Genomic DNA, 22,486 nt, shown 5'->3' with positions numbered 1-22,486 from the left:
TTGTTTCATTTTTGGCAATTATCGCAGCATGCCTGATTTGATCGACATCCGCATTTTCCTGGAGGTTGCCCGCCAGCGCAGCTTCGTTGCAGCGGCGCGGCAGCTGTCGCTGACGCCGCCGACGGTGACACGCGCTGTGGGCGCTCTGGAAGAGCGCCTTGGCGTGCAGCTTCTTTTGCGCACCACAAGGCTGGTGACGCTTACCTCTGCCGGTGCGGTCTATGCGGCAAGGGTGGCGCCTCTGGTGAAGGAGTTCGATCTGGCGGCGGAGGAGTTGCGTGAGCAACAGGGGGAGACGAGCGGCCTGATCCGGCTCAATGCGCCACTCTCGCTCGGACAGCAGATCCTGCCGGATGTGATGACAGGCTTTCGCGTGGAGCATCCGAACGCCGCCATTTCGCTGACGCTGACGGATCAGTTCATCGACATCGTCGCAGGCGGGTTCGATCTTGCCATCCGCATTTCCACGCCGCCGAGTGACAAGTCCACGATCTGGCGCAAGATCTGTCCGGTTCGTCGCCTATTGGTGGCAGCCCCCGGCTATATCGCACGGTTTGGCAAGCCGGAGACACCTGACGATCTCGATCCCGCCCGCTGCATCGGCTTCGATGCCGAAGCGCTTGCGGAAACCTGGGAACTTTCCAGCGGCGGAAAGGCCCGTCGTTTGCGGGCCGGGCAGGCGCTTGTCGGAAACAATGGGGATCTGGTCGCGCGGCTTGCTGAAAACGGGCAGGGGGTGGCGCTTCTGCCCCATTTCATCGTGGAGGATGCGTTGAAGGAGGAGCGTCTTGTTCAGGTGTTGCCCGATTGGGAACCACCGCAGCTTTGGCTGACGCTCTACTACCCGCCCTATGATCGGCTGCCGGGGCGGGTGGCGCGTTTTTCCGGGTTCTTCGAAGATTATGTCACGCGCGTCCGCCCCGTCTGATCGCTGGCTCAAACGGCGATCAACTCAGGCTTCGGCCTTGGCACAAGGTTGGCGTCAGCCCGCTCGACCTCCTGCAGGCGTCTTGCCAGCCAGTCTACAAACACACGCACCTTGTTGCTGAGATGGCGGTTTTGCGGATAGACGATGTAAAGCGGAAAAGGCTCGCGCGGCCAATCGGGCAGCACTTCCACAAGCTCACCGCGCTCGACGGCATCCCTCACCATGAACGAAACGGCTTGGGCGATACCGATGCCCGCCACGGCTGCGGCGACATAGCTGCGCGCCTCATTGACGGATATGGCATAGTCCGGTTCGACGTTGATCACCTCGTCGCCCTTTCGAAATTCCATCGGCAGGACGCGACCCGCATGGGCGGCCTTCATGTAACCGATGCACGTATGCCCCTGCTCAAGGTCCAGCGGATGCCGAGGCATGGATGTCCGTGCCAGATAGGCTGGCGAGGCATAGGTCCGCAGGTACATTTCGCCAACTTTTCGCGCGACCATTGACTGGTCGCCCGGTGTTCCTGCACGCAAGGCGCAGTCAACATTTTCGGCCACGTAATCAACCACCCGATCGCCGATATCGAACTCAAGCTGGATTTGCGGATAGCGTTGGTGAAAGTCGCAGAGCGACGGGATGATGATGAGGTCCGCAAACGCGCCGGCAACCGCAACTCTGACTTTGCCCGAGGGCTGCGACTGGGAATTGGACATGCTGATATCCAACTCTTCCAGTTCCGAGAGAATGCGCGAAGCCCGTTCGTAGTACAGGGCGCCGTCGGTGGTCACCACGACACGGCGCGTGGTGCGGTTCAGCAGTTTTGTCCGAAGATGGCTTTCGAGCCCCTGTACCAGATTGGTCACGGTTGTCTTCGGCATCTTCAGCGAGCTGGCAGCCTTGGAAAAATTTCCGGCCTCCACCACGCGCACAAAGACCCGCATTGCCGATAACTGATCCATCCTATCCTCCATTGCGGTGCAACATTATCCCGAATTTTGGAACAGAGATGTCCAATCTGGATAGCTTGTGCAGTTTAGGGGAATAATAATATTAGTTTGTGTGAAATTGGAAGCCGCCTCCGTTTAGTAAGTGGCGGCAAAGAGAGAATTCAATGGTCAAGCAATGGGAAAATCTGGATCGGACGCATCCCAGCTTTCCGTTGCCGTTCCGCCTCTATGAAGGGAGCGCTGTGACGAAATCGCAGCCTCTGGTGCTTTACCTCCGGGGCACCGCCTTCATGGAGGAGGAACGCCCTGAAGTCGAAAGCGCCGCTGCGCGTGCCATCGCCGATGCCGGCGCAAAGGTGGTTGAGGCCGATTACTGCAGCGTTTCGGGAAACGTGTTCCCGCGCGCGCTGGAATGCGTGTTTGGTGCCTTCATGGCGCTGATCGCAAAGCGCAAGCGCTTTGGGCTTGCCCGATCCCAGTTGCTTGTGGCGGGCGATGAGTCGGGCGGAAATCTGGCTGCAAGCGTTGCGTTGAAGGCGCGCGATCATGCGGCAGGTGAATTGGCCGGGCAGATCCTGCTTTCGCCGATGATCGATCCGCGCATGGCAACGCTGTCGTTTCGCCAGGCCGATCAGATCAAAATGCGCGTGCGGTGGTCGGATGGCTGGAGCCACTATTTGCGCTCCGCCTGCGGTTTCGAACATCCTTATGCCGCGCCCTGTCTTTGTTCGCGGCTTTCGGGTGTCGCTCCGGCATTGGTCGTGACATCCGAGAATGATCCGCTGCGGGATGAGGCATTGGGATATGGGGATCGGCTGGCTTCGGCGGGTGTCGAGGTCATAAGGCAGGTCCTGCCGCCGGAAAGCGGTTGGACCGGTATCTACAAAGGTGAAAGCGGCGCCTGGACATCGCAGCTTTGCCCTGAATTTTCGAAGTTCATGCGGGGCCTGAAGACCTGATTGGGTCAGGGTTTTTGCAAGGTTAGACGGCCAAATGGGCCGAAGGAGAGTGTCATGACCGCAAGGATCAAGAACGCGGCACTGTGGGGTGCCGGATTGGCGACGGCAGTGCTGATCGTCGGTGGATCACTGCATCTGGATCAACCCACGGGCGCACGCGCCGCCTCGGCCAATGCCGCCGCACCGGCTGCGGTGCCTGTCACCGTGGCGACCGTCAAGCCGAAGACCGTAACCACCTGGGAAGAGTTCTCCGGCCGGCTGGAAGCAGTCGATCGCGTTCAGGTTCGTCCGCGCGTGGCAGGCGCCATTCAGTCGGTGCATTTTCGCGAAGGCAGCTTGGTTAAGGCTGGCGATCTTCTCGTCACCATCGATCGCGAACCCTACCTCGCTGCTGTCGCGCAGGCTGAAGGCGAAGTGGCTTCCGCCCAGGCGAAACTGGAACTTGCCCAGAGCGAGCTGGAGCGCGGCAAGACGCTTCTGGCGCGCAATACGATCTCCCAGAGCGAACTGGCGCAGCGCCAGAGCAATTTCAGTTCTGCAGTTGCTACGCTTCAATCGGCCAAGGCAACTCTGAAGGTAGCTGAACTGAATCTCGGCTACACCGAGATCAAGGCACCGATCGCGGGTCGCGTTGGTCGGATTGAAGTTACGGTCGGTAATCTCGTGGCTGCCGGCTCCACCTCCGAGGCCCTCACCACGCTTGTGTCCGTCGATCCGATCTATGCAAGCTTTGACGTCAACGAGGAGCTGCTGCTTCGCATTGTCGCCGGCCTGCCTGTCAAGGACGGTCTGGCTGCGATCGAGCAGATCCCGGTTGAAGTGACCACGCTGGACAATGCGAACCCGGTGACCGGCAAGCTGCAGCTGATCAACAACGAGATCAACGCCTCATCCGGTACGATCCGTGTGCGCGCCGTCTTCAGCAACCCGGATGGGCGCCTGTTGCCTGGTCAGTTCGTGCGCATTCGCATGGGCCAGCCGAAGGCCGAGGAGCGCCTTGTGGTGAGCGAAAAGGCTGTCGGCACTGATCAGGACAAGAAGTTCGTTCTCGTCGTGGATGCGGCCAATACCGTTGCCTACCGCCAGATCGAACTCGGCGCTGCCGTGGATGGTGCCCGTATCGTTGAGAAGGGCTTGAACGCCGGCGATCGGATCGTTGTCAACGGTCTGCAGCGCGTGCGCCCCGGCGCAGTGGTCCAGCCGCAGGAACAGACGGCCGCGAACAACTGATCGCGGCTTAATTTTCATCCTTATCAGCCTGAACCTGCGGTGCACCGGCACCGCAGGAGCGCTCTCCATATGTCAGCCGAGAGGGTTTTGACATGAATATCTCCCGCTTCTTCATCGACAGGCCGGTCTTTGCAGGCGTCCTTTCGATCCTGATCGTGGTGGCCGGCCTGATTGGCATGCGGTCTCTGCCGATCTCCGAATATCCCGATGTCGTTCCGCCGCAGATCGTGGTGCGTGCCACCTATCCAGGTGCCAACCCGGCCGTTATCGCCGAGACGGTGGCGACGCCGCTCGAAGAGCAGATCAATGGCGTGGAAGGCATGCTCTACATGTCCAGCCAGGCCACGTCTGATGGCGTGTTGAATCTCACAGTCACCTTCAAGCTGGGCACCGACCCGGACAAGGCGCAGCAGCTGGTGCAGAACCGTGTCTCCCAGGCAGAGCCGCGTCTTCCTTCCGAAGTCCGCTCGCTCGGCCTCACGACGGTGAAAAGCTCGCCCAACTTCATCATGGTGGTCAATCTTGTCTCGAAGACCGAGCGTTATGACATCACCTATCTGCGCAATTATGCGACGCTCAACGTCAAGGATCGCCTGAACCGCATCCAGGGCGTTGGCCAGGTACAGGTGTTTGGCGCGGGCGATTACTCCATGCGCATCTGGCTCGACCCGCAAAAGGTCGCCGAGCATGGTCTCGCCGCCAGCGATGTCACCAGCGCCATCCAGTCGCAGAACGTTCAGGCCGCCGCCGGCATCATCGGCGCCTCGCCAACGCCTGCCGGCGTCAATCTGCAGCTTAACGTCAATGCGCAGGGTCGTCTGAAGACGCCGGAGGAATTCGGCAATATCATCGTCAAGAGCGGCAGCAATGGCGAGATCACCCGTCTTCGCGATGTGGCGCGCATCGAGCTGGGTGCCGCAGACTACACGCTGCGTTCGCTGCTTGACGGAGAGCCTGCGGTTGCCGTTGCCGTTCTTCAGGCGCCGGGTTCCAATGCCATCGAAATCGCCGACAATGTTCGTTCCACCATGGACGAGTTGCAGAAGGCCATGCCTGAAGGCGTGCAGTACGAGATCGTCTACGACACCACCAAGTTCGTGCGTGCCTCGATCGAGAAGGTTGTCGATACGCTTCTCGAAGCCGTGGCGCTCGTCGTTCTCGTGGTCATCCTGTTCCTGCAGACATGGCGTGCCTCGATCATTCCGCTGATTGCGGTTCCGGTCTCGGTCATCGGCACGTTTGCGGTCATGTATGCCTTCGGCTTCTCGGTCAACGCGCTCACCCTATTCGGGTTGGTGCTGGCGATTGGTATCGTCGTCGATGACGCGATCGTGGTTGTCGAAAACGTCGAACGCAATATCGAGAACGGCCTCAGCCCCCGGGATGCGACCTACCGCGCCATGCGGGAAGTGTCCGGTCCGATCATCGCGATCGCGCTGGTGCTGGTCGCGGTCTTCGTGCCGCTCGCCTTTATCAGCGGCCTCTCGGGCCAGTTCTATCGCCAGTTCGCGCTGACGATCGCAATCTCGACCGTCATCTCCGCGATCAACTCGCTCACATTGTCGCCCGCGCTGGCTGCCCTGCTGCTGCAGGATCACCATGCGCCGCGCGACCGCCTGACGCGGGTGATGGACTTCTTCTTCGGCTGGTTCTTCCGTGGCTTCAACCGCGCCTTCGGTGCGGCCTCGCGAGGCTACGGCCGAACGGTCGGCGGTCTCCTGTCGCGCAAGAGCCTCGTCATGGTCATCTATCTGGCTCTGGTCGGCGCCACCTACAGCATGTTCAACGCCGTACCTGGCGGCTTCGTGCCTGCGCAGGACAAGCAGTACCTGATCGGCTTTGCACAGCTGCCGGATGGCGCGACGCTCGACCGGACCGAAAGTGTCATCAAGCAGATGAGCGCGATCGCCTTGAAGCAGCCGGGGGTCACCCACGCCATCGCCTTCCCGGGCCTGTCGATCAACGGCTTTACCATCGGATCCAATTCGGGCATCGTCTTTGCCGTCCTTGATGATTTCGAGAACAGAAAGACGCCTGACCTCTCGGGCGGAGCCATCGCGATGGCGCTAAACAAGCAATATGCCGGCATTGAGGATGCCTTCATCGCCATGTTCCCGCCGCCGCCGGTCAACGGTCTCGGCCAGACTGGCGGCTTCAAGCTGCAGATCGAAGACCGGGCAGGCTTCGGCTATCAGAGACTGGACGAAGCCACCAAGGCGGTCATCGGCAAGGCCTATCAGACGCCGGAATTGGCTGGCATCTTCTCCAGCTACCAGATCAACGTGCCGCAATTGTTCGCAGATCTGGACCGCGTGAAGGCGCAGCAGTTGGGCGTGTCGGTACCTGATGTCTTCCAGACGCTGCAGATCTATCTGGGTTCGCTCTATGTGAACGACTTCAACGCGTTCGGCCGCACCTACAGCGTTCGTGTTCAGGCGGATTCGAAGTTCCGCGCAAAGCCGGAGGATATCGGTCAGCTGAAGGTTCGCTCGCAAAGCGGCCAGATGATCCCACTGTCTGCTCTCCTGAAGGTGGACGCGTCTGCCGGTCCAGAACGCACGACGCGTTACAACGGCTTCCTGTCGTCCGATATCAACGGCGGACCAGCACCCGGCTTCTCCTCGGGACAGGCGCAAGCAGCGATCGAGAAAATCCTGCGGGAGACCATGCCGCCCGGCATCGATTTTGAATGGACGGACTTGACCTACCAGCAAATCCTTGCCGGCAATTCCAGCATCGTCGTCTTCCCGCTGGCTTTGTTGCTGGTCTATCTGGTGCTGGCCGCCCAGTATGAAAGCCTGACCCTGCCGCTGGCGATCATCATGATCGTGCCGATGGGTGTTCTGGCAGCGCTCACGGGCGTCTGGTGGACGGGAGGTGACAACAACATCTTCACCCAGATCGGTCTGGTGGTGCTGGTGGGCTTGTCGGCCAAGAACGCCATCCTGATCGTGGAATTCGCCCGCGAGCTGGAGTTCGAAGGCAGGACACCGTTCCAGGCGGCTGTTGAAGCGAGCCGGCTTCGCCTGCGTCCGATCCTGATGACGTCCATGGCCTTCATCATGGGTGTCGTTCCGCTGGTCGTATCGACAGGGGCGGGTGCCGAAATGCGCGCGGCCATGGGTGTTGCCGTCTTCTCCGGCATGATCGGAGTTACCTTCTTCGGTATCTTCATGACACCCGTGTTCTACATGCTGGCGCGCCTGCTGACGGCGAACCGACCGCTGATCAACAAGAACCACAACGAACCGCAGCCGGAGTTGCGCATCGCCGCCGAGTGATCGCATTTTTCCGGTTTCCGGCTCAACTTCTGACGGCGCAGGTGGAACCTCCCCCTGCGCCGTGTCCATTTTTTTGTTGCGACGCAACGAAGCTGTGGCAATAAAATGGCGGATTAACCGCTCAGGAAAACGCTTTGTTAACGATCCGCAGCTGAAAGAAGAGTCTTGCCGGCGCGTTTCCCCGCTCCGGTTCATAGCAGGTCGAGTCATGAGTTTTGTTGCCGTTGGAGATCGCATGCGCCGGTATTGGATCGGGCTTACCTATCTGCTGGCCATTTGCCTCGCGTCATCGACCGCATACGCCGGTAGTGCGCAATTTCTTCTGGATGCCCGTACGGGCGAGGTGATTGCCTCGGAAAATCCCGATGCGCTCAATCATCCGGCGTCGCTCACCAAGATGATGACCCTCTATTTGATCTTCGAGGCGATCAAGAAGGGCAAGTTGAGCTGGGACAGCCCGGTTATCTTTTCCAAGTACGCCTCATCCCGCCCGCCGACCAAGCTGCGCGTGAAAGCGGGTGACAAGATCACCGTGCGTGAAGCTGTCCTGGGCATGATTGTGCTGTCGGCCAATGATGCGGCAACCGCCATGGCGGAGACGCTTGGTGGCACGGAGCAGGATTTCGCTGATGTGATGACGATCCGCGCGCACCAGCTCGGCATGGCCAACACGACCTTCGTGAATGCGTCTGGTTTGCCGGATGATCGCCAGATTACCACGGCGCGCGATATGTCGACGCTGGGTGTTGCTCTGATGCGCGATTTCCCGCGCGATTATGCCCTGTTTTCGACCCGCAGCTTTTCGTTCCGCGGGCGCACCATCAACGGCCATAACAATCTGATGTATGCCTACAAGGGCATGGATGGCATCAAGACCGGCTATACGAACGCCTCTGGCTATAACCTTGTAAGCGCTGTCGCGGATGGCAAGAAGCGCGTTGTCGGCGTCATCATGGGTGGCCGCACCGCTGCAAGCCGCGATGGCTTGATGTCTAAACTCATCAGCAAGCATATTGGCAAGGCAGAGCCCGGCGACAAGCTTCTGGTCAGTGCCGCACCACCCAAGGCGCCCCAGGGGCCACTTGTCGAAGTGGCGCATGTCGAAGGGACGGCGGCACTTCCCGTTGCTGGTCCTGCCAAGGTGGTGATGGTGGATACGCAAACGGTCGGCAGCAACCCGCCTCAGGCGCTCGCCATGGCGCAGCCGGCCAAACCATTCCCGCTTCGCCGCAACACCGGCTGGCAGGTACAGATCGCTTCCGCGCCGACGGCAGAAGCGGCTATCGAGCAATTGCGCTCCGCGCGGGTCAAAGTAGGCGGCCCCCTCAATGAGCGGAGTATCGTGACCGAGGCTGTCACGCAAAATGGCGCGACCACCTACCGAGCCCGCTTCGGCGGCTTCCCAAGCCAACAGGATGCAGAAGGCGCCTGTCGTGAGCTGGTATCCAGCGCTTTCGAGTGCACGATCGTCCCTGGCAAGGGATGATCCGCCTGCGCTGTCAGGATGATCCTGCGTTTGCCGGATATGCTCTAAATCTCCACGCCGCGATATATCTGTCCAATTCAGCCCGCCACCTCTGCGGCATAGTCTCTCCAGTACCGCGACGGGCGCCATTACCGAGACAGGTAATTGCGCGTGTTATCGTTGCGGGCATTCCCAGGAGAGCAATGATGACCCAGCATTCGGTAACGGCTAAGACCCTTCGTAAGGCCCCTCTCGCCACCCGCAGCGATCTCGGCACTGAAGCCGTCCACGATATCGCCGCAGCACTTGCCGCGCTACTTGCAGACGTATTCACCCTCTATCTGAAGACCAAGAATTTCCATTGGCATATGTCAGGTCCGTATTTTCGCGATTATCACCTTCTGCTCGACGAGCACGGGGATCAGATCTTTGCGATGACGGATGTCATTGCCGAAAGGGCACGCAAGCTCGGTGGAACAACGCTTCGCTCGATCGGCCACATCGCAAGGCTGCAACGGCTTCAGGATAACGACGCCGATTATGTGACGCCGGATGATATGCTGGCGGAACTACGTGAAGACAATATGCAGCTTGCAGCTAGCCTCCGCCAGCTGCATACGCTCACATCGGAGCATAACGATCACGCCACCACCAGCCTGATCGAGAACTGGATCGATGAAACGGAACGGCGCGTCTGGTTCCTGTTCGAGATGACGCGTCAGGCGCGATAATCCCGTGTCTTCGCCTAGGGGCCAAAACCCCAGGCGCAGATGCGACATTTGAAGCGCAAAATGAAAAAAGCCGCGAACCCTGAGCGCAAGGTCCGCGGCAGCTCTTCCGGGAGGAAAGGCTTTATTTCGAGGCAGTGGCCGCGTTGATCTTTTCCACGTCGGCCGCCATGTTCTTGTAGGTGTCTTCGAGGTTCAGTTCGCCCACGATCAGCTGGCTCATGCGCTGTACGATTGCCTGATAAACGGCGGTGCCACCCTTCATGCGTTCGAACTCACGGGCAGCAGCCGGCACATTCTTCTTGTTGTCCAGGAAGACGGCCATAGACGCCTTGGCGTTCTCGCTGTTGATCTTGTACTGCGGGTTCTGAATTTCGGCGCCGGTCAGGATCACGTAGTTCTCGGCAATCTCCCGCTGGATCTTCTCGGAGCCCAGGAATTCGATGAACTGACCGACAACCTCCGGATATTTGGTGCGCTTGAATCCAACGATGGCTGTTGCGCCGGGCATGGCATAGCAGCCAGCCGGACCGCAGGGTGCATTGAGCGCGCGCCACTCAAAGCTGTCGCCGATCTTCTTCTGGAACGGGTTTACCATCCAGTTGCCGGCGAGATAGGTGACGACATTGCCGTTGACGAACTCGTCACCCATGTTCTTGTACTGCGAACCGCCGGCGGCGCCCCACATTTCCTTGGGAAAGCTGCCGTTCTTCGTCCAGCTGTAAAGGTCTGCAATGTACTTCTTGGCGCCGTCATCCGGGAAGGTGAATTTGCCGTCCTTGACGTAGACCGAGCCATAGGAGAATGCGCCGCCGGTAAAGCGGTGGCCTGAGCGATCCAGGGTGAAGGGGATCTGCACGCCCGTTGCCTTCGCAACGCGTGCCGAGGCTTCGACAATATCCTTGAACGTTGCCTTCGGGCCCGGCAGGGGCTCACCAGCCTGATCGAACAAAGTCTTGTTGACGAAAGGCAGGTTCAGCGTCTGCGAGGCCACATAGCCATTAATCGATTCGGGATCGTTGATGCCCGGAAGACGAAGCTGATCCAGGCTCTTGCCGTGCAGCTTCGCAAAGGATGCCGGATCCTTCATGTAGGTGCGCATATCAAGATAATAAGGCGCCAGCTGCCAGTCGGCGATCTTTGCCACATCCGGACCTTCGCCCACGGCCAGCTGAACCGGCAACTGCTTTACGACGGCGTCGTAGCCAGACGAGACAAAGTTGATCTTCACATCCGGATGCGACGCCTCGAACTCCTTGCTGAGGGCAGACATACGTTCGACGTAGGACTGATCGTCATCTGTGAAGAGAAAGGTGATAGTCTTGGTTTCGGCCAGCGCCGAGCCGGACAGAGCGACAGCGGCAATAATGAATGAGCTCACGCCCGAAAGAAGTTTCGGCATTTCATCCTCCCTATGAAAATATTTGCACACAAGGCCGTCATCTCCTCTGACGCGGCCTTACTTTCTTTGTTTTGATGCTTGACATTCAAAACGTCAAGCTGTTTTCTCGCGCCAAATCGAGCCTTATGCGGATTTTGCACCCACGAAGGCTTAATATGAAAAATATTTCATTTGATCGAAGGGAGGCGGTCTCATGGAGCACATGACCCCAACCCGCACACCTCATGGTGACCCGACCTACACTGTTCTGCAGGGTGGTACGGTGACGGCGTGGACTGTGTCTGGCTTGACGGCCAATGACTTTCCAGGCGAACCGGCACTCGCGGAAGATCGCGTGGATTACCGATTTATCAACGGCTTCGTGGATGTCGGTGACCTTCCGTGCCGAAAGGCCTTCTGGGCAACCATGGTTGGAAGGTCGATTGTTCCTTCCTTGGACTGGGTGCCGGCCTCTCTCAATCTTCCCGGCTCCAACCGCCGCGTCGAGTTTACCCATTTCTGGCATGTGCCGACCCATGTCAGTCGATGGTTGCGCGGTACATTTCGGGCTGACGAAGCGCGGGAAGCCAATTTCACATTGAAGACATGCGGGGGTGTTCGCATCTGGGTAAACGGAGAGGAGCAAGTTCGCTTCGAACCGTTCAAGCGTAATACCGAAAGTGCGACGAGTATCCGTCTCGCTCTCCGCGCTGGCGATAACGATGTCCTGCTCCTGACTGAGGATCTCGCGGAGCGAGATACGATCTGGTTCTTCGAATTGGAACTGACCGACGAAGCGCCCCTCACTGTGGTGTTGCCGGTCGCGCTGGATGGTGAGGAAGTTAGAAGGCTTGAAGCACTTGCGAGGACGGTGCGTCCGTCGCGAGACGTGTTTGTCGGGACGCCGCTGGAATTGGTCTTTGATCAAGGGGGAGGCGAGCCCCTGCCTGTCACCGTCGAGATCTATAGCCATGGCCATGACAAGGCCGTTCTGGCGCGTGCCAAGGCAGTGTTGCAGGCGGATCAGGGCTCTCTTGCCTTCCCGGAAGTCATCGGCTTGCCAGATGGTTACCATGGCATCCGGCTGACGATCGGCTCCGGCACTGGAAGTGTTACCCGAAACCTGGACGCTGCTTTCCTGTCCGACCTGAAGCCCCTTCCAGGACATGCCAGCCTCGCTGAGCGAAAGAAGGCGGCGCTTTCCTTTAGCGCCCGGCATGGCGCACCGCGCATCGGTCGAGTGCTTGCAATGGTTGCGAGCGGTGAAGTGGAGCCGTTGGCGCGTGACGCGATTGTCGATGCGACGCTCGCTTCCATTGATCGCCGCGATGATTGCTCTGACTTCTCGATGGTACCGTTGCTTTGGTTGCTCGGTGCATATCGCGAACATCTGCCGGCCGAAATGGTGGAGCGGATCGAACAATCCGTGCTGAACTACCGCTACTGGGTCGATGAGCCGGGCAATGATGTGATGTGGTTTTGGAGCGAGAACCACGTTCTCTGCTTCCACACGAGCCAGTTGATTGCTGGCCAATTGCTGCCTGACTCCGTGTTTACGGCATCGGGCAGAACGGGCCGCCAGCAGGCGGCGTTGGCGAGGCAGCGCCTTGCCCGCTGGTTTGATGCGGTAGAGGCGCATGGCTTGGCGGAGTGGAACTCCGCCGCCTACTATCCTGTCGATTTCATCGGGTTGTTGGCACTTGAACATTGGGCGGATGATGCGATTGCAGCGCGCGCGCGCCATCAACTCGACCTTATTTTCCAGATGGTTGCGCTTCACACCTTGGCCGGTGTTCCCGCCGGGTCGCAAGGTCGTGCCTATGATAAGGAGTTGCGGGCAGGTCCGCTCACAGAACTCGCTCCTTTTGCACAGGTGGCGTTCGGACATGGATGGTTGAACGGCGGCGTAGCCTCGCTGCCGATGTTCTGCGCCAGCGATTACACTCCTCCGCCCGCGTTTAAGGAGTTCGCTGCCTTGGCCCCGGATCGTTCGATCGAGGCACGCTATACCCAGGGACTGGAAGCTGGCAAGCTTGTGCTTTTCAAGACCGAAGCCTCGCAGCTTTCGACGGTCGTCGACCACAAGACAGGGCGCAAGGGACATCAGCAGCATGTACTGGATGTGCGTCTTGCCGGGCACCCCATGGCAAGACTTTGGATCAATCATCCGGGTGAGGATGACCCTTGGGGTACGCAGCGCCCATCCTATTGGGCGGGCAGCGGTATCCTGCCAAGGGTGCAGCAATACCGGGATGTTGCTCTTCTGATTTCAGATGCGGCGGGTGCACGAATCGATTGGACACATGCCTATCTTGGACGCGACGGTCTGGATGAGGTGATCCTTGAGGGAAATTGGCTGATCGCGCGCTCCGGCCGGGGCTATACGGCGCTCTATGCCAGCAACGGCCTGGAGATGGTGCCGGAAGGTCCGACCGCAGGGCGAGAAGCGCGTTCACCCGGAGATCTGGTGGGGTGGGCGGCCGTCGTTGGTGCCGGTGACGCCCAAGCGTTCACAGCATTTAGAAACCGCGTTTTGAGTACGGATGTGCAGTTTGATGCCCAAACCAAGCGCTTGGTGCTGACGCCACCCGGACGCGAGAGCCTTGAGCTTCTCTATGACGGTTCTTTCAAGGTGGGCGGCGTGCGGCAACCTTTCCGGCATGAGCAGCCGGAACCTTCAATAACCTATGACAGCGCGGCGGCCGACAGCAATGCTGCACGCCCCTTTTATACGTAATTCTCAAATACTGAGGAGCAGTTAAGAATGGATTCCATAACCAAAGCCGGAAGCCCCAATCTGCAGCAGACGATCGACAATGTTGCCGCAGCTTTCAGCCGATTGAAGGGTATCAAGGAAGGTCTGGTCGACGCCGGACCGACCGGCGGCATCCAGTTCGACGAATGGGATTGGGAAGTGGGTGTCGGCCTTTATGGCTTCCTGCGCCGTGCCATCGCCGCCAATGATCGTCGTGCGATCAACGACCTGGTCGATTGGTACAGCTGGCAGATCAAGCGCGGAATTCCGCCCCGGCAGATCAACAGTTCGGCTCCCATGTTGCCGCTCGCCATTCTCATTGAGCATGTGGACCGGCCCGATTTTCGTGATCTTGTGATGGATTGGGCGGATTGGTTGGTCCACAATTTGCCGAAGACTGAAGACGGCGGTTTCCAGCACGTGGTCAAGGAGCGCCTGAACGAGGGTGAGCTTTGGGATGATACGCTGTTCATGGCGGCCCTCTTCCTTGCGCGCGCAGGCGCACATTTCGGCCGCAAGGACTGGGTGGACGAAGCCGTGTACCAGTTCATGGTGCACACCCGTTATCTGTCGGATCCGGTAACCGGGCTCTGGTATCATGGCTGGACTTTCGTTGGTCGCCACAACTTTGCCAAGGCCTTCTGGGGCCGGGGCAATGCCTGGATTACCGTCGCGATCCCTGAACTCTTTTCGCTCGTTCCTGATCTCGATGAAAAGGACAAACGGTTCCTCACGAATGTGCTGGCAAGCCAGGTTCGCAGCCTGAAGTCGCTTCAGCGCCCGGATGGCCTCTTCCACACCTTGCTGGACGATCCGACTTCACCTGTCGAAACCTCCGCGACTGCCGGCTTTGCCTATGGCATCCTGCGTGGAGTGGCGGCCGGCCTGTTGCCGGCAGAAGATCGCATCCACGCTGAGCGTGCGCTGGCCGCCGTCCTTGAACAGATCGATGGCGAAGGTGTTGTTCACGGCGTTTCGGACGGCACTGCAATGGGGCATGACCTCGAATTCTATCGCCGCATTCCAAACCTTCCGACACCTTATGGGCAGGCATTGACGATGCTGTTGCTGACGGAAGTGCTGTTGCAAAATGAGGGCAAGGCATGACCGATAAGATCGTCCGTCTGATACAGCCCCTCGAACGCGAGGAAACGCAGGTTATCCAGACAGCCATTGACCAGGTATCGCAGGCAGGTGGCGGCCGGGTTGCACTTCTTGCCGGCAATCATATGACGCGCGGGTTGCATCTGCGGTCCGGGGTAGAACTTCACTTGGCGGAAGGCGCTATTCTGCGGCCGCTGCCTGAGTATGAGGCCTATGGCCATACCACGGTGGATGTCATCGCAGAAAAGTCTGACCGCGGCATGATTGTCGCGCGCGACGCTGTCGATATTGCGCTGACGGGCCCGGGCCTGATCGATGCGGGGGGAGATGCCTTCATCACTGGCGATGACGAGACCGTTGGCGTTTTTGTCCCGGCGGAATACCGCCCGCGCGTTCTTGTGCTGGAATCATGCCAGTCGGTGCGTGTCGAAAATCTCCAAGTCAGCAATTCGCCGATGTGGACGCTGCATTTCGTGAACTGCGAACGAGTGAGCGTCCGCGGGGTTCAGGTGCGCAACAATTTGCGCATGCCGAACACGGACGGCATGGTGTTGGATGCCTGCCGGCAGGTGCTCATTGAGGACTGTGATATTGCGACCGCCGATGACGGCATCTGCCTCAAGACCAGCATCGGACCGAGCGGGCAGGCGATCGGGCGCTGCGAAAACATCCTTGTGCGTCGCTGCGCCGTGATCAGCAAGAGTTGCGCTCTGAAACTTGGCACTGAGTCGCATGGCGACTTCACCAATGTCGTGTTCGAAGATTGTGATGTGCGCGAGTCTAACCGGGGTCTCGGAGTGTTCTCGCGTGACGGTGGACGCTTCTCCAATATCCGCTTCTCGCGGATCGCGCTCGACTGCCATGAAACGCCGGATGGCTTCTGGGGATCAGGCGAGGCATTGACGGTCACCGTCATCGATCGCCGGCCGGAAAAGCAGGCCGGTTCTGTGGAAAACCTCATAGTTGAAGATATCACCGGCTCGATGGAAGGCGCGATGACGCTGATTTCCATATCGAAGGCCGGTATTCGCAACGTCGCGCTTCGCAATATACAGGTTCGCCAAGTCGCCGGTCCGCTCGGAACAGGTCTGCGTTATGATCTTCGTCCCACCAACGCCGACCTTGCCCCCAGCAAGGAGGCAGCAGGACGCGCCAATGCCTGGACGCGTGGTGCCGATGGTAAGGTGGTGGGACTGGAAGATTATCCAGGCGGCATGCCAGCGCTATTCCATACGGGCGTCGAGAAGCTCGCCCTCACTGACGTTCGGGTCGAACGACCCGCTCCACTGCCCGCTGGCTTCAATGCCCGCGAGGTCGTGGAATATGTAAATTGACCTGACAGGAGCAGGGCATGGGAGATTTGAAACTCACCAATTTGAACAAGGCATACGGCGCGCTCGCCGTGTTGCACGACATCAACCTGACCATCGAGGACGGCGAATTCGTCGTGTTCGTCGGCCCTTCCGGCTGCGGAAAATCGACGCTTCTGCGGGTGATCGCGGGTCTCGAAGATATCACGTCGGGCGGCATCGACATGAGCGGTCGCGATGTGCGCCAGCTCTCACCGGCAGAACGCAAGATCGCGATGGTCTTCCAGTCCTATGCGCTTTATCCGCATATGAGCGTGCGCAAGAACCTGGCCTTCGGCCTGGAAAACCTGCGCTTCAAGCGCGAAGAGATTGAAAGCCGCATTGCTGAAGCTGCGCGCATGCTGGCCATTGAACCCTATCTGGAGCGCAAGCCGCGCCAGCTATCCGGCGGTCAACGCCAGCGCGTCGCCATTGGCCGAGCTATCGTACGCGAGCCGGACATCTTCCTCTTCGATGAGCCACTGTCGAACCTTGATGCGGCGCTGCGTGTTCAGACGCGCGCGGAAATCACCAAGCTGCACCGCGACATCAAGACCACCATGATCTACGTGACGCACGATCAGGTGGAAGCCATGACGATGGCCGACAAGATCGTAGTGCTGAATGCCGGCCGTATCGAGCAGGTCGGTAGCCCACTGGATCTTTTCGATCATCCGCGCAACCTGTTCGTCGCGGGCTTCCTCGGTTCGCCGCGCATGAATATCTTCAAGGGCAAGGTGGTGTCGCGCAGTGCAGAAGGGGTGGTAATCGATCTCGGTTATGCCCAGTATCTCACTGCGAAGGTTGATCCCTCAAGCGTTTCGGATGGGCAGCCGGTCCTGGCCGGCGTGCGTCCGGCCCATTTCAAGGTGTCCTCCCAAGGTCTGCCGTTCATCGTGCAGTATTACGAAAGCCTGGGTACGGAGACCTACGTCTACGGCACGCTTGAAGGGCAGAGCGAGCAGGTCATCATTCATCAGCCGGGGCATTTCGCACCGCAGGTCGGTGAGCGGCTGACGATCGCGCCGGCTGAAGGTCGTCTGCATGTCTTTGATCCGCAGACGAGCCTGGCAGTTCCAAATTTCGGTGAAGTGCGGAGGGTCGCGTAATGGCGGCCAGAAGCATCTCGTCATTGGGAGATCGGTTGCTGGACGGTGTGATGTCCATTGTCGAAGCTCCCATCAATGGCTTCGAACGGCTGATGGGGCGCAAGCGCATGCCCTATCTCTTTCTCGCCCCCAATCTTGTCCTGTTCGGTATCTTTACGTTTTTGCCGATCGCCATCGCGGTTGGCTATGCCTTCACGGGAGGCACTGGGCTCTTCGTGACGGAGCGCCCTTTCGTCGGGTTTGATAATTTCCGGCAATTGCTGAGCTGCGAAAACTATCTCGAGCCTGGCAGCTGCAAGGAGTCTTTGTTCTGGACGGCGATCTGGAATACGTTGTGGTTCGTCAGCTTCAATGTGACGGCAACGCTGCTGGTTGCGCTTACCACTGCGCTCATCCTCAACCGCGCCATTGCCGGTCGCGGTTTCTTCCGCGCCATGTTCTTTTATCCGGTTCTACTCTCACCGGTGGTGATCGGTTTGATCTGGAAGTGGTTCCTTGATCGCAACGGGCTTTTGAACGCCTTCCTGCAAATGCTGGGCGTTCCTCCCGAAATCTTTCTGCTGGAAGTTGGCTGGTCACGCTTTTTCGTGGTCGTCGTGTCAGTGTGGTGCCATATGGGCTTCTACACGCTGATCCTGCTGGCTGGCCTGCAGGCGATCCCCAAGGATCTGTATGAGGCTGCTTCTATTGACGCTGCATCTCCTCGGCGCACCCTGTTTCGCATCACCTTGCCGCTTCTCGCTCCCAATCTGCTTGTCGTGCTGATTCTGTTGATGATCCGCTCAGTTCAAATTTTCGATGAAGCCTGGGTTCTGACCAATGGCGGCGGTCCGGGTACGGCCAACAGCTTCATCGTGCAATACATTTACCAGATGGCCTTCGGCAGCGACTTGCGTCTCTTTGGTCTGGCCTCTGCCGCTTCGGTCCTGATGGGTCTGGTGCTGCTTTGCCTCACCCTCGTGCAGTTGAAGCTTGGCAAGAAGATGGAGTCCTGATCCATGGCGAATGGTCTCAATCCCATTGCATTTCTCACCAGAACCCGCCGGCCCGGCCGCATCGATATCACCGATATCCTGTCATGGGTCTGGCTCATTGGCGGCACCTTGATCGTGCTGATCCCTGTCGTCTGGGCGGGGCTATCGTCACTGAAGCCTGCCGCCGAAATCACGCGCTTCCCGCCGTCCTTGCTGCCACATGCTGCAGTTCAGAAATCCGTGCCCGGCTTTGAGCAGCCCCTCAGCCTTTGGAACGTGACGATCGACGGTCAGCAGAAGCAGATGGCTATGGTGCGCCGCATCGGCTTGAAGGCGCAGATGGTCGATCCGGATAAGCCTGGTCCGCCTATCTCTGTTGATGTGAAGGAAATGACTCAGGTTCAGCGTCTCACGGTCGCAACGGAGAACTTCACAGACCCGCTGACGCGCTTTGACTTCCTGACGTTCCTGAAGAACTCTGTGTTCGTGACGGTCGTCGCGACCTTGATGACACTGATCGTGAACGCGCTTGCGGCTTTTGCCCTGTCGAAATACAAGTTTCGCGGTGAGAAGGCGATTTTTCTGCTAATCATCTCGACTTTGATGATTCCGCTGACCGTCATCATGGTGCCGGCCTATCTGGTGGTCGTTGGCGTCGGATTGGTGGACAATCTCTGGGGCATTATCATACCCACCGTTGCATCGCCCACCGGCGTGTTCCTGCTTCGCCAGTACATGTTGACGATCCCCGACGAATTGATCGAAGCGGCCCGCGTCGATGCTGCCAGCGAGTTCCGCATTTTCTGGCGCATTGTTCTTCCGCTCACGGCACCGGCTCTGGCTGTTCTCGCCATCTTCTCGGTGCTCTGGCGCTGGAACGATTTCCTATGGCCTCTGATCGTGCTGAGCAGCCGCGACCACTTCACGCTGCAGGTCGGCCTGAATTCCTTCCAGGGCGAGTTCTCGGTCCAGTGGAATTACATCCTCGCCATGACCTTCCTCAGCCTTGCACCTGTCACAGTCGTGTTCCTGTTCCTGCAGAAATACATCACGACGGGCATTGCCGGCACCGGCATGAAGTAATCAGCGCTGGCGGGGAGGCGCCGTGCTTCCCCGCAGCACCAGCTTGCATCCCAGTTCAAGCCTGTGTGCCGGACGCAAGGGGTCATTGCTCAGCAGCTTCTGCTCCAGCAGGCTGACGGCTGCGGTCCCCAGACGATCCGAGGGCATCTGCACGGTGGAGAGCGGCGGCGTGCTGAATTCACCCGGCATGATGTTGTCGAAACCAAGAACGGAGATGTCTTCAGGTACACGAAGACCGGCCGCCTGGAGCGCCTTCATGCAGCCAAGGGCAAGATTGTCGGCCGCACAGAATATCGCTGTTGCGCCGCGAAGGTCTGGCTCCCGCTTGAGAAATTCGGCGATGGCACGCTCGCCCTTTTCCGGTTCATAGCCAGCAGCCTCCAGAACCAGTTCGACCGGGGCCTGCAGACCAGCCGCCAGATGGGCGTCCAGATAGCCGTCATAACGACGACGAATGGTTGTGCGGCCCTTCCAGGTCAGATGCAGAATGCGGCGATGTCCGAGCGATAGAAGATGCTCGATTCCCTGGCAGGAACCAAAGCGGTTCTCCCCGGTGACAGTATCAACCGACATGGAGGGATCCTCGCCATTCAGGATCACCAACGGTACCTTGCCTTGCGAAAGCGTGCGAATAAGGTCTGGATGATCGTCGTTCAGGACAATGATGCCGTCGACACTCTCCGTCTGCGCCAGACGGCGCACGTCCGTACCGTCAATGCGGTTGCCAGCGCTGACGAAGGGCACAATTCGAATGCCACGACGTTCGCACTCCTGCCGCAGCCCGTTCAGGATCGTCCAGCTGACGAGGTTCAGGTCACTGTGCGGCGCGGCGTCGCTGGTGATGGCAAGAACGATGGTTCTGAGCGTTGCGATCGTTGCGCGGGTCCGCCTGCGTTCGAGATAGCCAAGACGCTGCGCCGAATCGATGACACGGTCGCGCACTTCAACGGTCAGGGGGGCGGTGCCGTTTAATGCGTGGGAAGCAGTGCTGAGAGAAACGCCCGCATCTTTGGCAACATCCTTCAGGCCAATTTTCGGCTTCACTCGTTCCTCCGGCATTGTGTCGCTGTCTTGGAGTTGGCGCGCCTGCCTGCGTCTGCCACGCTCTCTCGTAAAGCGGGTTCCAGAGTCATTCAAGTTGCAAGAAATGCAAATAGAAAAGAAAGACAAAGGGCGCCCTTGAAGCTGGTTGTCCCGACTTTCAAGGCGCCCTTTGGCGTCACGCTCTCAAGCAACAGTAGGCCTTAAAGGCTGACGGCAGCGCCCGTCTTGGCAGACTTCAGCGCCGCATCGGCGAGCTTCAGGGCAATCAGGCCATCTTCAGCGGACGGCGAAGCGGCAGCGCCCTTTTCAACGGTGTCGATGAAGGCCTTGATTTCAGCCGCATAAGCTTCCGTGTAGCGCGTCATGAAGAAATCATGCAGCGGCGGGCGGGTGTAGCCATCCTTGTTGGCAACTTCGATCGACACCGGGCGCTGGTTTTCGGCGGCAACCGAACCCAGCGAGCCATGCACTTCGATGCGCTGGTCATAGCCATAGGTCGCGCGGCGGGAGTTAGAGATCACCGCCTGGCGACCGCTGGCCGTGGTGAGGATCAGGCTTGCCGAGTCATAATCGCCGGCTTCGCCGATCTTCGGGTCAACCAGCACGGCACCCGTTGCGAAGACGGACTTGATCTCTTCGCCCAGCAGGAAGCGCGCCATGTCTAGATCGTGGATCGTCATGTCGCGGAAGATGCCGCCGGAGACCTTGATGTACTCCACCGGCGGGGCGCCCGGATCGCGGCTGGTGATCGTCACCATCTCGACCTTGCCGATGGTGCCCTTGTCGATTTCCTTGCGGACGGCCTGGAAATGCGGGTCGAAGCGACGGTTAAAGCCGAGCATGACCTTGGCGCCGGTTTCCTTCACCACATCGATGCAGGCCTGGGCACGTGCAACATCCAGATCGATCGGCTTTTCGCAGAAGATTGCCTTGCCGGCGCGGGCAAACTTTTCGATCAGGTCCGCATGGGTGTTGGTCGGCGTGCAGATGATAACAGCGTCGACATCCTTGTTGGCCAGAACGGCCTCGATGGTGCTGACCTCGCAACCTGCTTCGTCAGCGATCGCCTTTGCAGCGGCTTCCATCGCATCCACCACGGCCACCAGCTTTGCACGCGGGTCGGAAGCGATGGCCTTTGCATGCACCTTGCCGATACGTCCTGCACCGAGCAGGGCCAATTTCGTCACCATGGGTTCTCCTCCAGTGAAACTGTCGATGGAATTTTTGTTCCAAACGCATTTGGAATATCTGTTCCATTTTGCTAGTGTGTAGCCATATTCATGTCAAGCGCAGAAAAAGGACGATTGCATGACGCATGCAGCGGCGCCCGCGACAGTGCGGGAGTTCGAGGAGAAATTGCTGGAGGTGGCGGCGTCCCTGCCTAAACGTTTGAAGCAGTGTGCGGATTATGTGGCAGCCAATACCGATCGCATCGCCGTCTCCACTGTCGCTGAAATGGCAGAGGCCGCAGGGGTGCAGCCATCCGCATTCATGCGCTTCTGCCAGATCATGGGTTTTTCCGGCTATTCGGAAATGCAGCGCCTGTTTCGCGAGAACTATGTGGGTGGCTGGCCGGATTATTCGACCCGCCTCGACCACCTGCGCGAAATGGGGGAGCATAGCGGCCCGCGCCTTCTGGCGGAATTCGTGGAGGCAGGACGCTCATCACTCGAAAATCTGCTGAAATCCGTTGATCCTCAATCTCTTGAGGAGGCCGTGGACCTGCTGGCATCAGCGAACCTCGTCCACATCATCGGTCTACGCCGCTCCTTCCCGGTGGCGAGTTACATTGCCTACGCGCTGGAGAAAATGCAGGTGCCCGCCATGCTGCACAGTGTAGCGGGGCGGCTGGATAGCTCCGCCGCGATTCGTCCGAGTGACGCGCTGCTGGCGATTACCTTCTCGCCCTATTCTGCAGAAACGCTTGATCTCGTCGAGTCCGTTCGGGCGCGCGGCGTGGCCGTCGTGGCACTGACCGATACGGCAGTCAATCCGCTTCGCAAGATGGGAGCGACCATTCTCACCGTGTCTGAGGTGGATTTCGGCGCATTCCGTTCGCTTTCTGCCACGCTCTGCGTTGCCATCGCTTTGTCCGCTGCGGTCGGTGCGCGGCGGAAAGTTTGAATATTCGTGTTGAAAGCATCAA

Annotated in this window: 17 protein-coding genes; 13 read left to right on the top strand and 4 right to left on the bottom strand. The window is 59.1% G+C overall.

The window, feature by feature from the left end; genetic code table 11:
• Positions 1-28 precede the first annotated feature (28 nt).
• Complete coding sequence (locus Q2T52_RS24640; protein ID WP_302079579.1) at positions 29-928, top strand: LysR family transcriptional regulator; 900 nt, start codon at positions 29-31, stop codon at positions 926-928.
• Positions 929-936: 8 nt separating this feature from the next.
• On the opposite strand, the gene Q2T52_RS24635 is transcribed toward Q2T52_RS24640, so the two are convergent.
• On the bottom strand, positions 937-1,890 hold the full coding sequence (locus Q2T52_RS24635) for a LysR family transcriptional regulator (RefSeq protein WP_302079578.1): 954 nt from the start codon (positions 1,888-1,890) through the stop codon (positions 937-939).
• Positions 1,891-2,042: 152 nt separating this feature from the next.
• Between Q2T52_RS24635 and Q2T52_RS24630 the strand changes: the two genes are divergently transcribed.
• From Q2T52_RS24630 to Q2T52_RS24610, 5 genes are all read left to right on the top strand, one after another.
• Positions 2,043-2,837 (top strand): alpha/beta hydrolase fold domain-containing protein, encoded by a 795-nt coding sequence (locus Q2T52_RS24630; RefSeq protein WP_302079577.1) that lies wholly within the window; start codon positions 2,043-2,045, stop codon positions 2,835-2,837.
• 54 nt (positions 2,838-2,891) lie between these two features.
• A complete protein-coding gene (locus tag Q2T52_RS24625) occupies positions 2,892-4,067 on the top strand; it encodes an efflux RND transporter periplasmic adaptor subunit (protein ID WP_302079576.1) in 1,176 nt (391 codons plus the stop codon).
• Between the two features lie 92 nt (positions 4,068-4,159).
• Positions 4,160-7,348, top strand: a complete 3,189-nt coding sequence (locus Q2T52_RS24620) for an efflux RND transporter permease subunit (protein ID WP_302079575.1) — start codon at positions 4,160-4,162, stop codon at positions 7,346-7,348.
• Between the two features lie 235 nt (positions 7,349-7,583).
• A complete protein-coding gene (locus Q2T52_RS24615) occupies positions 7,584-8,834 on the top strand; it encodes a D-alanyl-D-alanine carboxypeptidase (RefSeq protein WP_302079574.1) in 1,251 nt (416 codons plus the stop codon).
• Positions 8,835-9,019: 185 nt separating this feature from the next.
• On the top strand, positions 9,020-9,544 hold the full coding sequence (locus tag Q2T52_RS24610; RefSeq protein WP_302079573.1) for a Dps family protein: 525 nt from the start codon (positions 9,020-9,022) through the stop codon (positions 9,542-9,544).
• Between the two features lie 121 nt (positions 9,545-9,665).
• Here the strand turns inward: Q2T52_RS24610 and Q2T52_RS24605 are convergent, their stop codons facing one another.
• Positions 9,666-10,943 carry an ABC transporter substrate-binding protein gene (locus Q2T52_RS24605; RefSeq protein WP_302079572.1) on the bottom strand — a complete coding sequence of 426 codons (1,278 nt, stop codon included), beginning with the start codon at positions 10,941-10,943 and terminating at the stop codon, positions 9,666-9,668.
• Between the two features lie 193 nt (positions 10,944-11,136).
• On the opposite strand from Q2T52_RS24605, the gene Q2T52_RS24600 reads away from it, so the two are divergent.
• Genes Q2T52_RS24600 through Q2T52_RS24575 form a run of 6 tightly spaced genes read left to right on the top strand, consistent with a single transcriptional unit; the run spans position 11,137 to position 19,296 of the window.
• Positions 11,137-13,659: a hypothetical protein gene (locus Q2T52_RS24600; protein ID WP_302079571.1), complete on the top strand. Its 2,523-nt coding sequence runs from the start codon at positions 11,137-11,139 to the stop codon at positions 13,657-13,659.
• 27 nt (positions 13,660-13,686) lie between these two features.
• The gene (bglB, locus tag Q2T52_RS24595) at positions 13,687-14,784 is read left to right on the top strand and encodes a beta-galactosidase BglB (RefSeq protein WP_302079570.1); all 1,098 of its coding nucleotides are present in this window, start codon (positions 13,687-13,689) and stop codon (positions 14,782-14,784) included.
• Positions 14,781-16,115, top strand: a complete 1,335-nt coding sequence (gene pglB / locus Q2T52_RS24590; RefSeq protein ID WP_302079569.1) for a polygalacturonase PglB — start codon at positions 14,781-14,783, stop codon at positions 16,113-16,115. The genes bglB and pglB overlap by 4 nt, the downstream gene beginning before the upstream one ends.
• Before the next feature lie 17 nt (positions 16,116-16,132).
• A complete protein-coding gene (locus Q2T52_RS24585) occupies positions 16,133-17,239 on the top strand; it encodes an ABC transporter ATP-binding protein (RefSeq protein ID WP_302079568.1) in 1,107 nt (368 codons plus the stop codon).
• The gene (locus Q2T52_RS24580; RefSeq protein ID WP_302079567.1) at positions 17,239-18,234 is read left to right on the top strand and encodes a carbohydrate ABC transporter permease; all 996 of its coding nucleotides are present in this window, start codon (positions 17,239-17,241) and stop codon (positions 18,232-18,234) included. The genes Q2T52_RS24585 and Q2T52_RS24580 overlap by 1 nt, the downstream gene beginning before the upstream one ends.
• 3 nt (positions 18,235-18,237) lie before the next feature.
• Positions 18,238-19,296, top strand: coding sequence for a carbohydrate ABC transporter permease (locus Q2T52_RS24575; protein WP_302079566.1), 1,059 nt, complete (start codon positions 18,238-18,240; stop codon positions 19,294-19,296).
• Here the strand turns inward: Q2T52_RS24575 and Q2T52_RS24570 are convergent, their stop codons facing one another.
• Both Q2T52_RS24570 and iolG read right to left on the bottom strand, forming a co-directional pair.
• Positions 19,297-20,355, bottom strand: a complete 1,059-nt coding sequence (locus Q2T52_RS24570; protein WP_302079565.1) for a LacI family DNA-binding transcriptional regulator — start codon at positions 20,353-20,355, stop codon at positions 19,297-19,299.
• A 185-nt stretch (positions 20,356-20,540) separates the two neighbouring features.
• Positions 20,541-21,530: an inositol 2-dehydrogenase gene (gene iolG, locus Q2T52_RS24565; protein WP_302079564.1), complete on the bottom strand. Its 990-nt coding sequence runs from the start codon at positions 21,528-21,530 to the stop codon at positions 20,541-20,543.
• 118 nt (positions 21,531-21,648) lie between these two features.
• Here iolG and Q2T52_RS24560 point away from each other — a divergent pair, with 118 nt between their 5' ends.
• Positions 21,649-22,464, top strand: coding sequence for a MurR/RpiR family transcriptional regulator (locus Q2T52_RS24560; RefSeq protein WP_302079563.1), 816 nt, complete (start codon positions 21,649-21,651; stop codon positions 22,462-22,464).
• The last annotated feature ends 22 nt before the right edge of the window (positions 22,465-22,486 follow it).

It is taken from the genome of Rhizobium oryzicola, assembly GCF_030504645.1.
Lineage (GTDB): Bacteria > Pseudomonadota > Alphaproteobacteria > Rhizobiales > Rhizobiaceae > Neorhizobium > Neorhizobium oryzicola.
The sequence above is the reverse complement of the archived record's forward strand: the minus strand, read 5'-3'. Positions and strand labels throughout refer to the sequence as shown.

Bases quoted from the DNA above. Each gene is read 5' to 3' on its own strand.
- iolG (WP_302079564.1), bottom strand. From the start codon at position 21,530: ATGGTGACGAAATTGGCCCTGCTCGGTGCAGGACGTATCGGCAAGGTG.
- Q2T52_RS24585 (WP_302079568.1), top strand. From the start codon at position 16,133: ATGGGAGATTTGAAACTCACCAATTTGAACAAGGCATACGGCGCGCTC.
- Q2T52_RS24605 (WP_302079572.1), bottom strand. From the start codon at position 10,943: ATGCCGAAACTTCTTTCGGGCGTGAGCTCATTCATTATTGCCGCTGTC.
- Q2T52_RS24635 (WP_302079578.1), bottom strand. From the start codon at position 1,890: ATGGATCAGTTATCGGCAATGCGGGTCTTTGTGCGCGTGGTGGAGGCC.
- Q2T52_RS24560 (WP_302079563.1), top strand. From the start codon at position 21,649: ATGACGCATGCAGCGGCGCCCGCGACAGTGCGGGAGTTCGAGGAGAAA.
- Q2T52_RS24600 (WP_302079571.1), top strand. From the start codon at position 11,137: ATGGAGCACATGACCCCAACCCGCACACCTCATGGTGACCCGACCTAC.
- Q2T52_RS24625 (WP_302079576.1), top strand. From the start codon at position 2,892: ATGACCGCAAGGATCAAGAACGCGGCACTGTGGGGTGCCGGATTGGCG.
- Q2T52_RS24620 (WP_302079575.1), top strand. From the start codon at position 4,160: ATGAATATCTCCCGCTTCTTCATCGACAGGCCGGTCTTTGCAGGCGTC.
- Q2T52_RS24580 (WP_302079567.1), top strand. From the start codon at position 17,239: ATGGCGGCCAGAAGCATCTCGTCATTGGGAGATCGGTTGCTGGACGGT.
- Q2T52_RS24615 (WP_302079574.1), top strand. From the start codon at position 7,584: ATGCGCCGGTATTGGATCGGGCTTACCTATCTGCTGGCCATTTGCCTC.
- Q2T52_RS24630 (WP_302079577.1), top strand. From the start codon at position 2,043: ATGGTCAAGCAATGGGAAAATCTGGATCGGACGCATCCCAGCTTTCCG.
- Q2T52_RS24610 (WP_302079573.1), top strand. From the start codon at position 9,020: ATGACCCAGCATTCGGTAACGGCTAAGACCCTTCGTAAGGCCCCTCTC.
- Q2T52_RS24575 (WP_302079566.1), top strand. From the start codon at position 18,238: ATGGCGAATGGTCTCAATCCCATTGCATTTCTCACCAGAACCCGCCGG.
- Q2T52_RS24640 (WP_302079579.1), top strand. From the start codon at position 29: ATGCCTGATTTGATCGACATCCGCATTTTCCTGGAGGTTGCCCGCCAG.
- Q2T52_RS24570 (WP_302079565.1), bottom strand. From the start codon at position 20,355: ATGCCGGAGGAACGAGTGAAGCCGAAAATTGGCCTGAAGGATGTTGCC.
- pglB (WP_302079569.1), top strand. From the start codon at position 14,781: ATGACCGATAAGATCGTCCGTCTGATACAGCCCCTCGAACGCGAGGAA.
- bglB (WP_302079570.1), top strand. From the start codon at position 13,687: ATGGATTCCATAACCAAAGCCGGAAGCCCCAATCTGCAGCAGACGATC.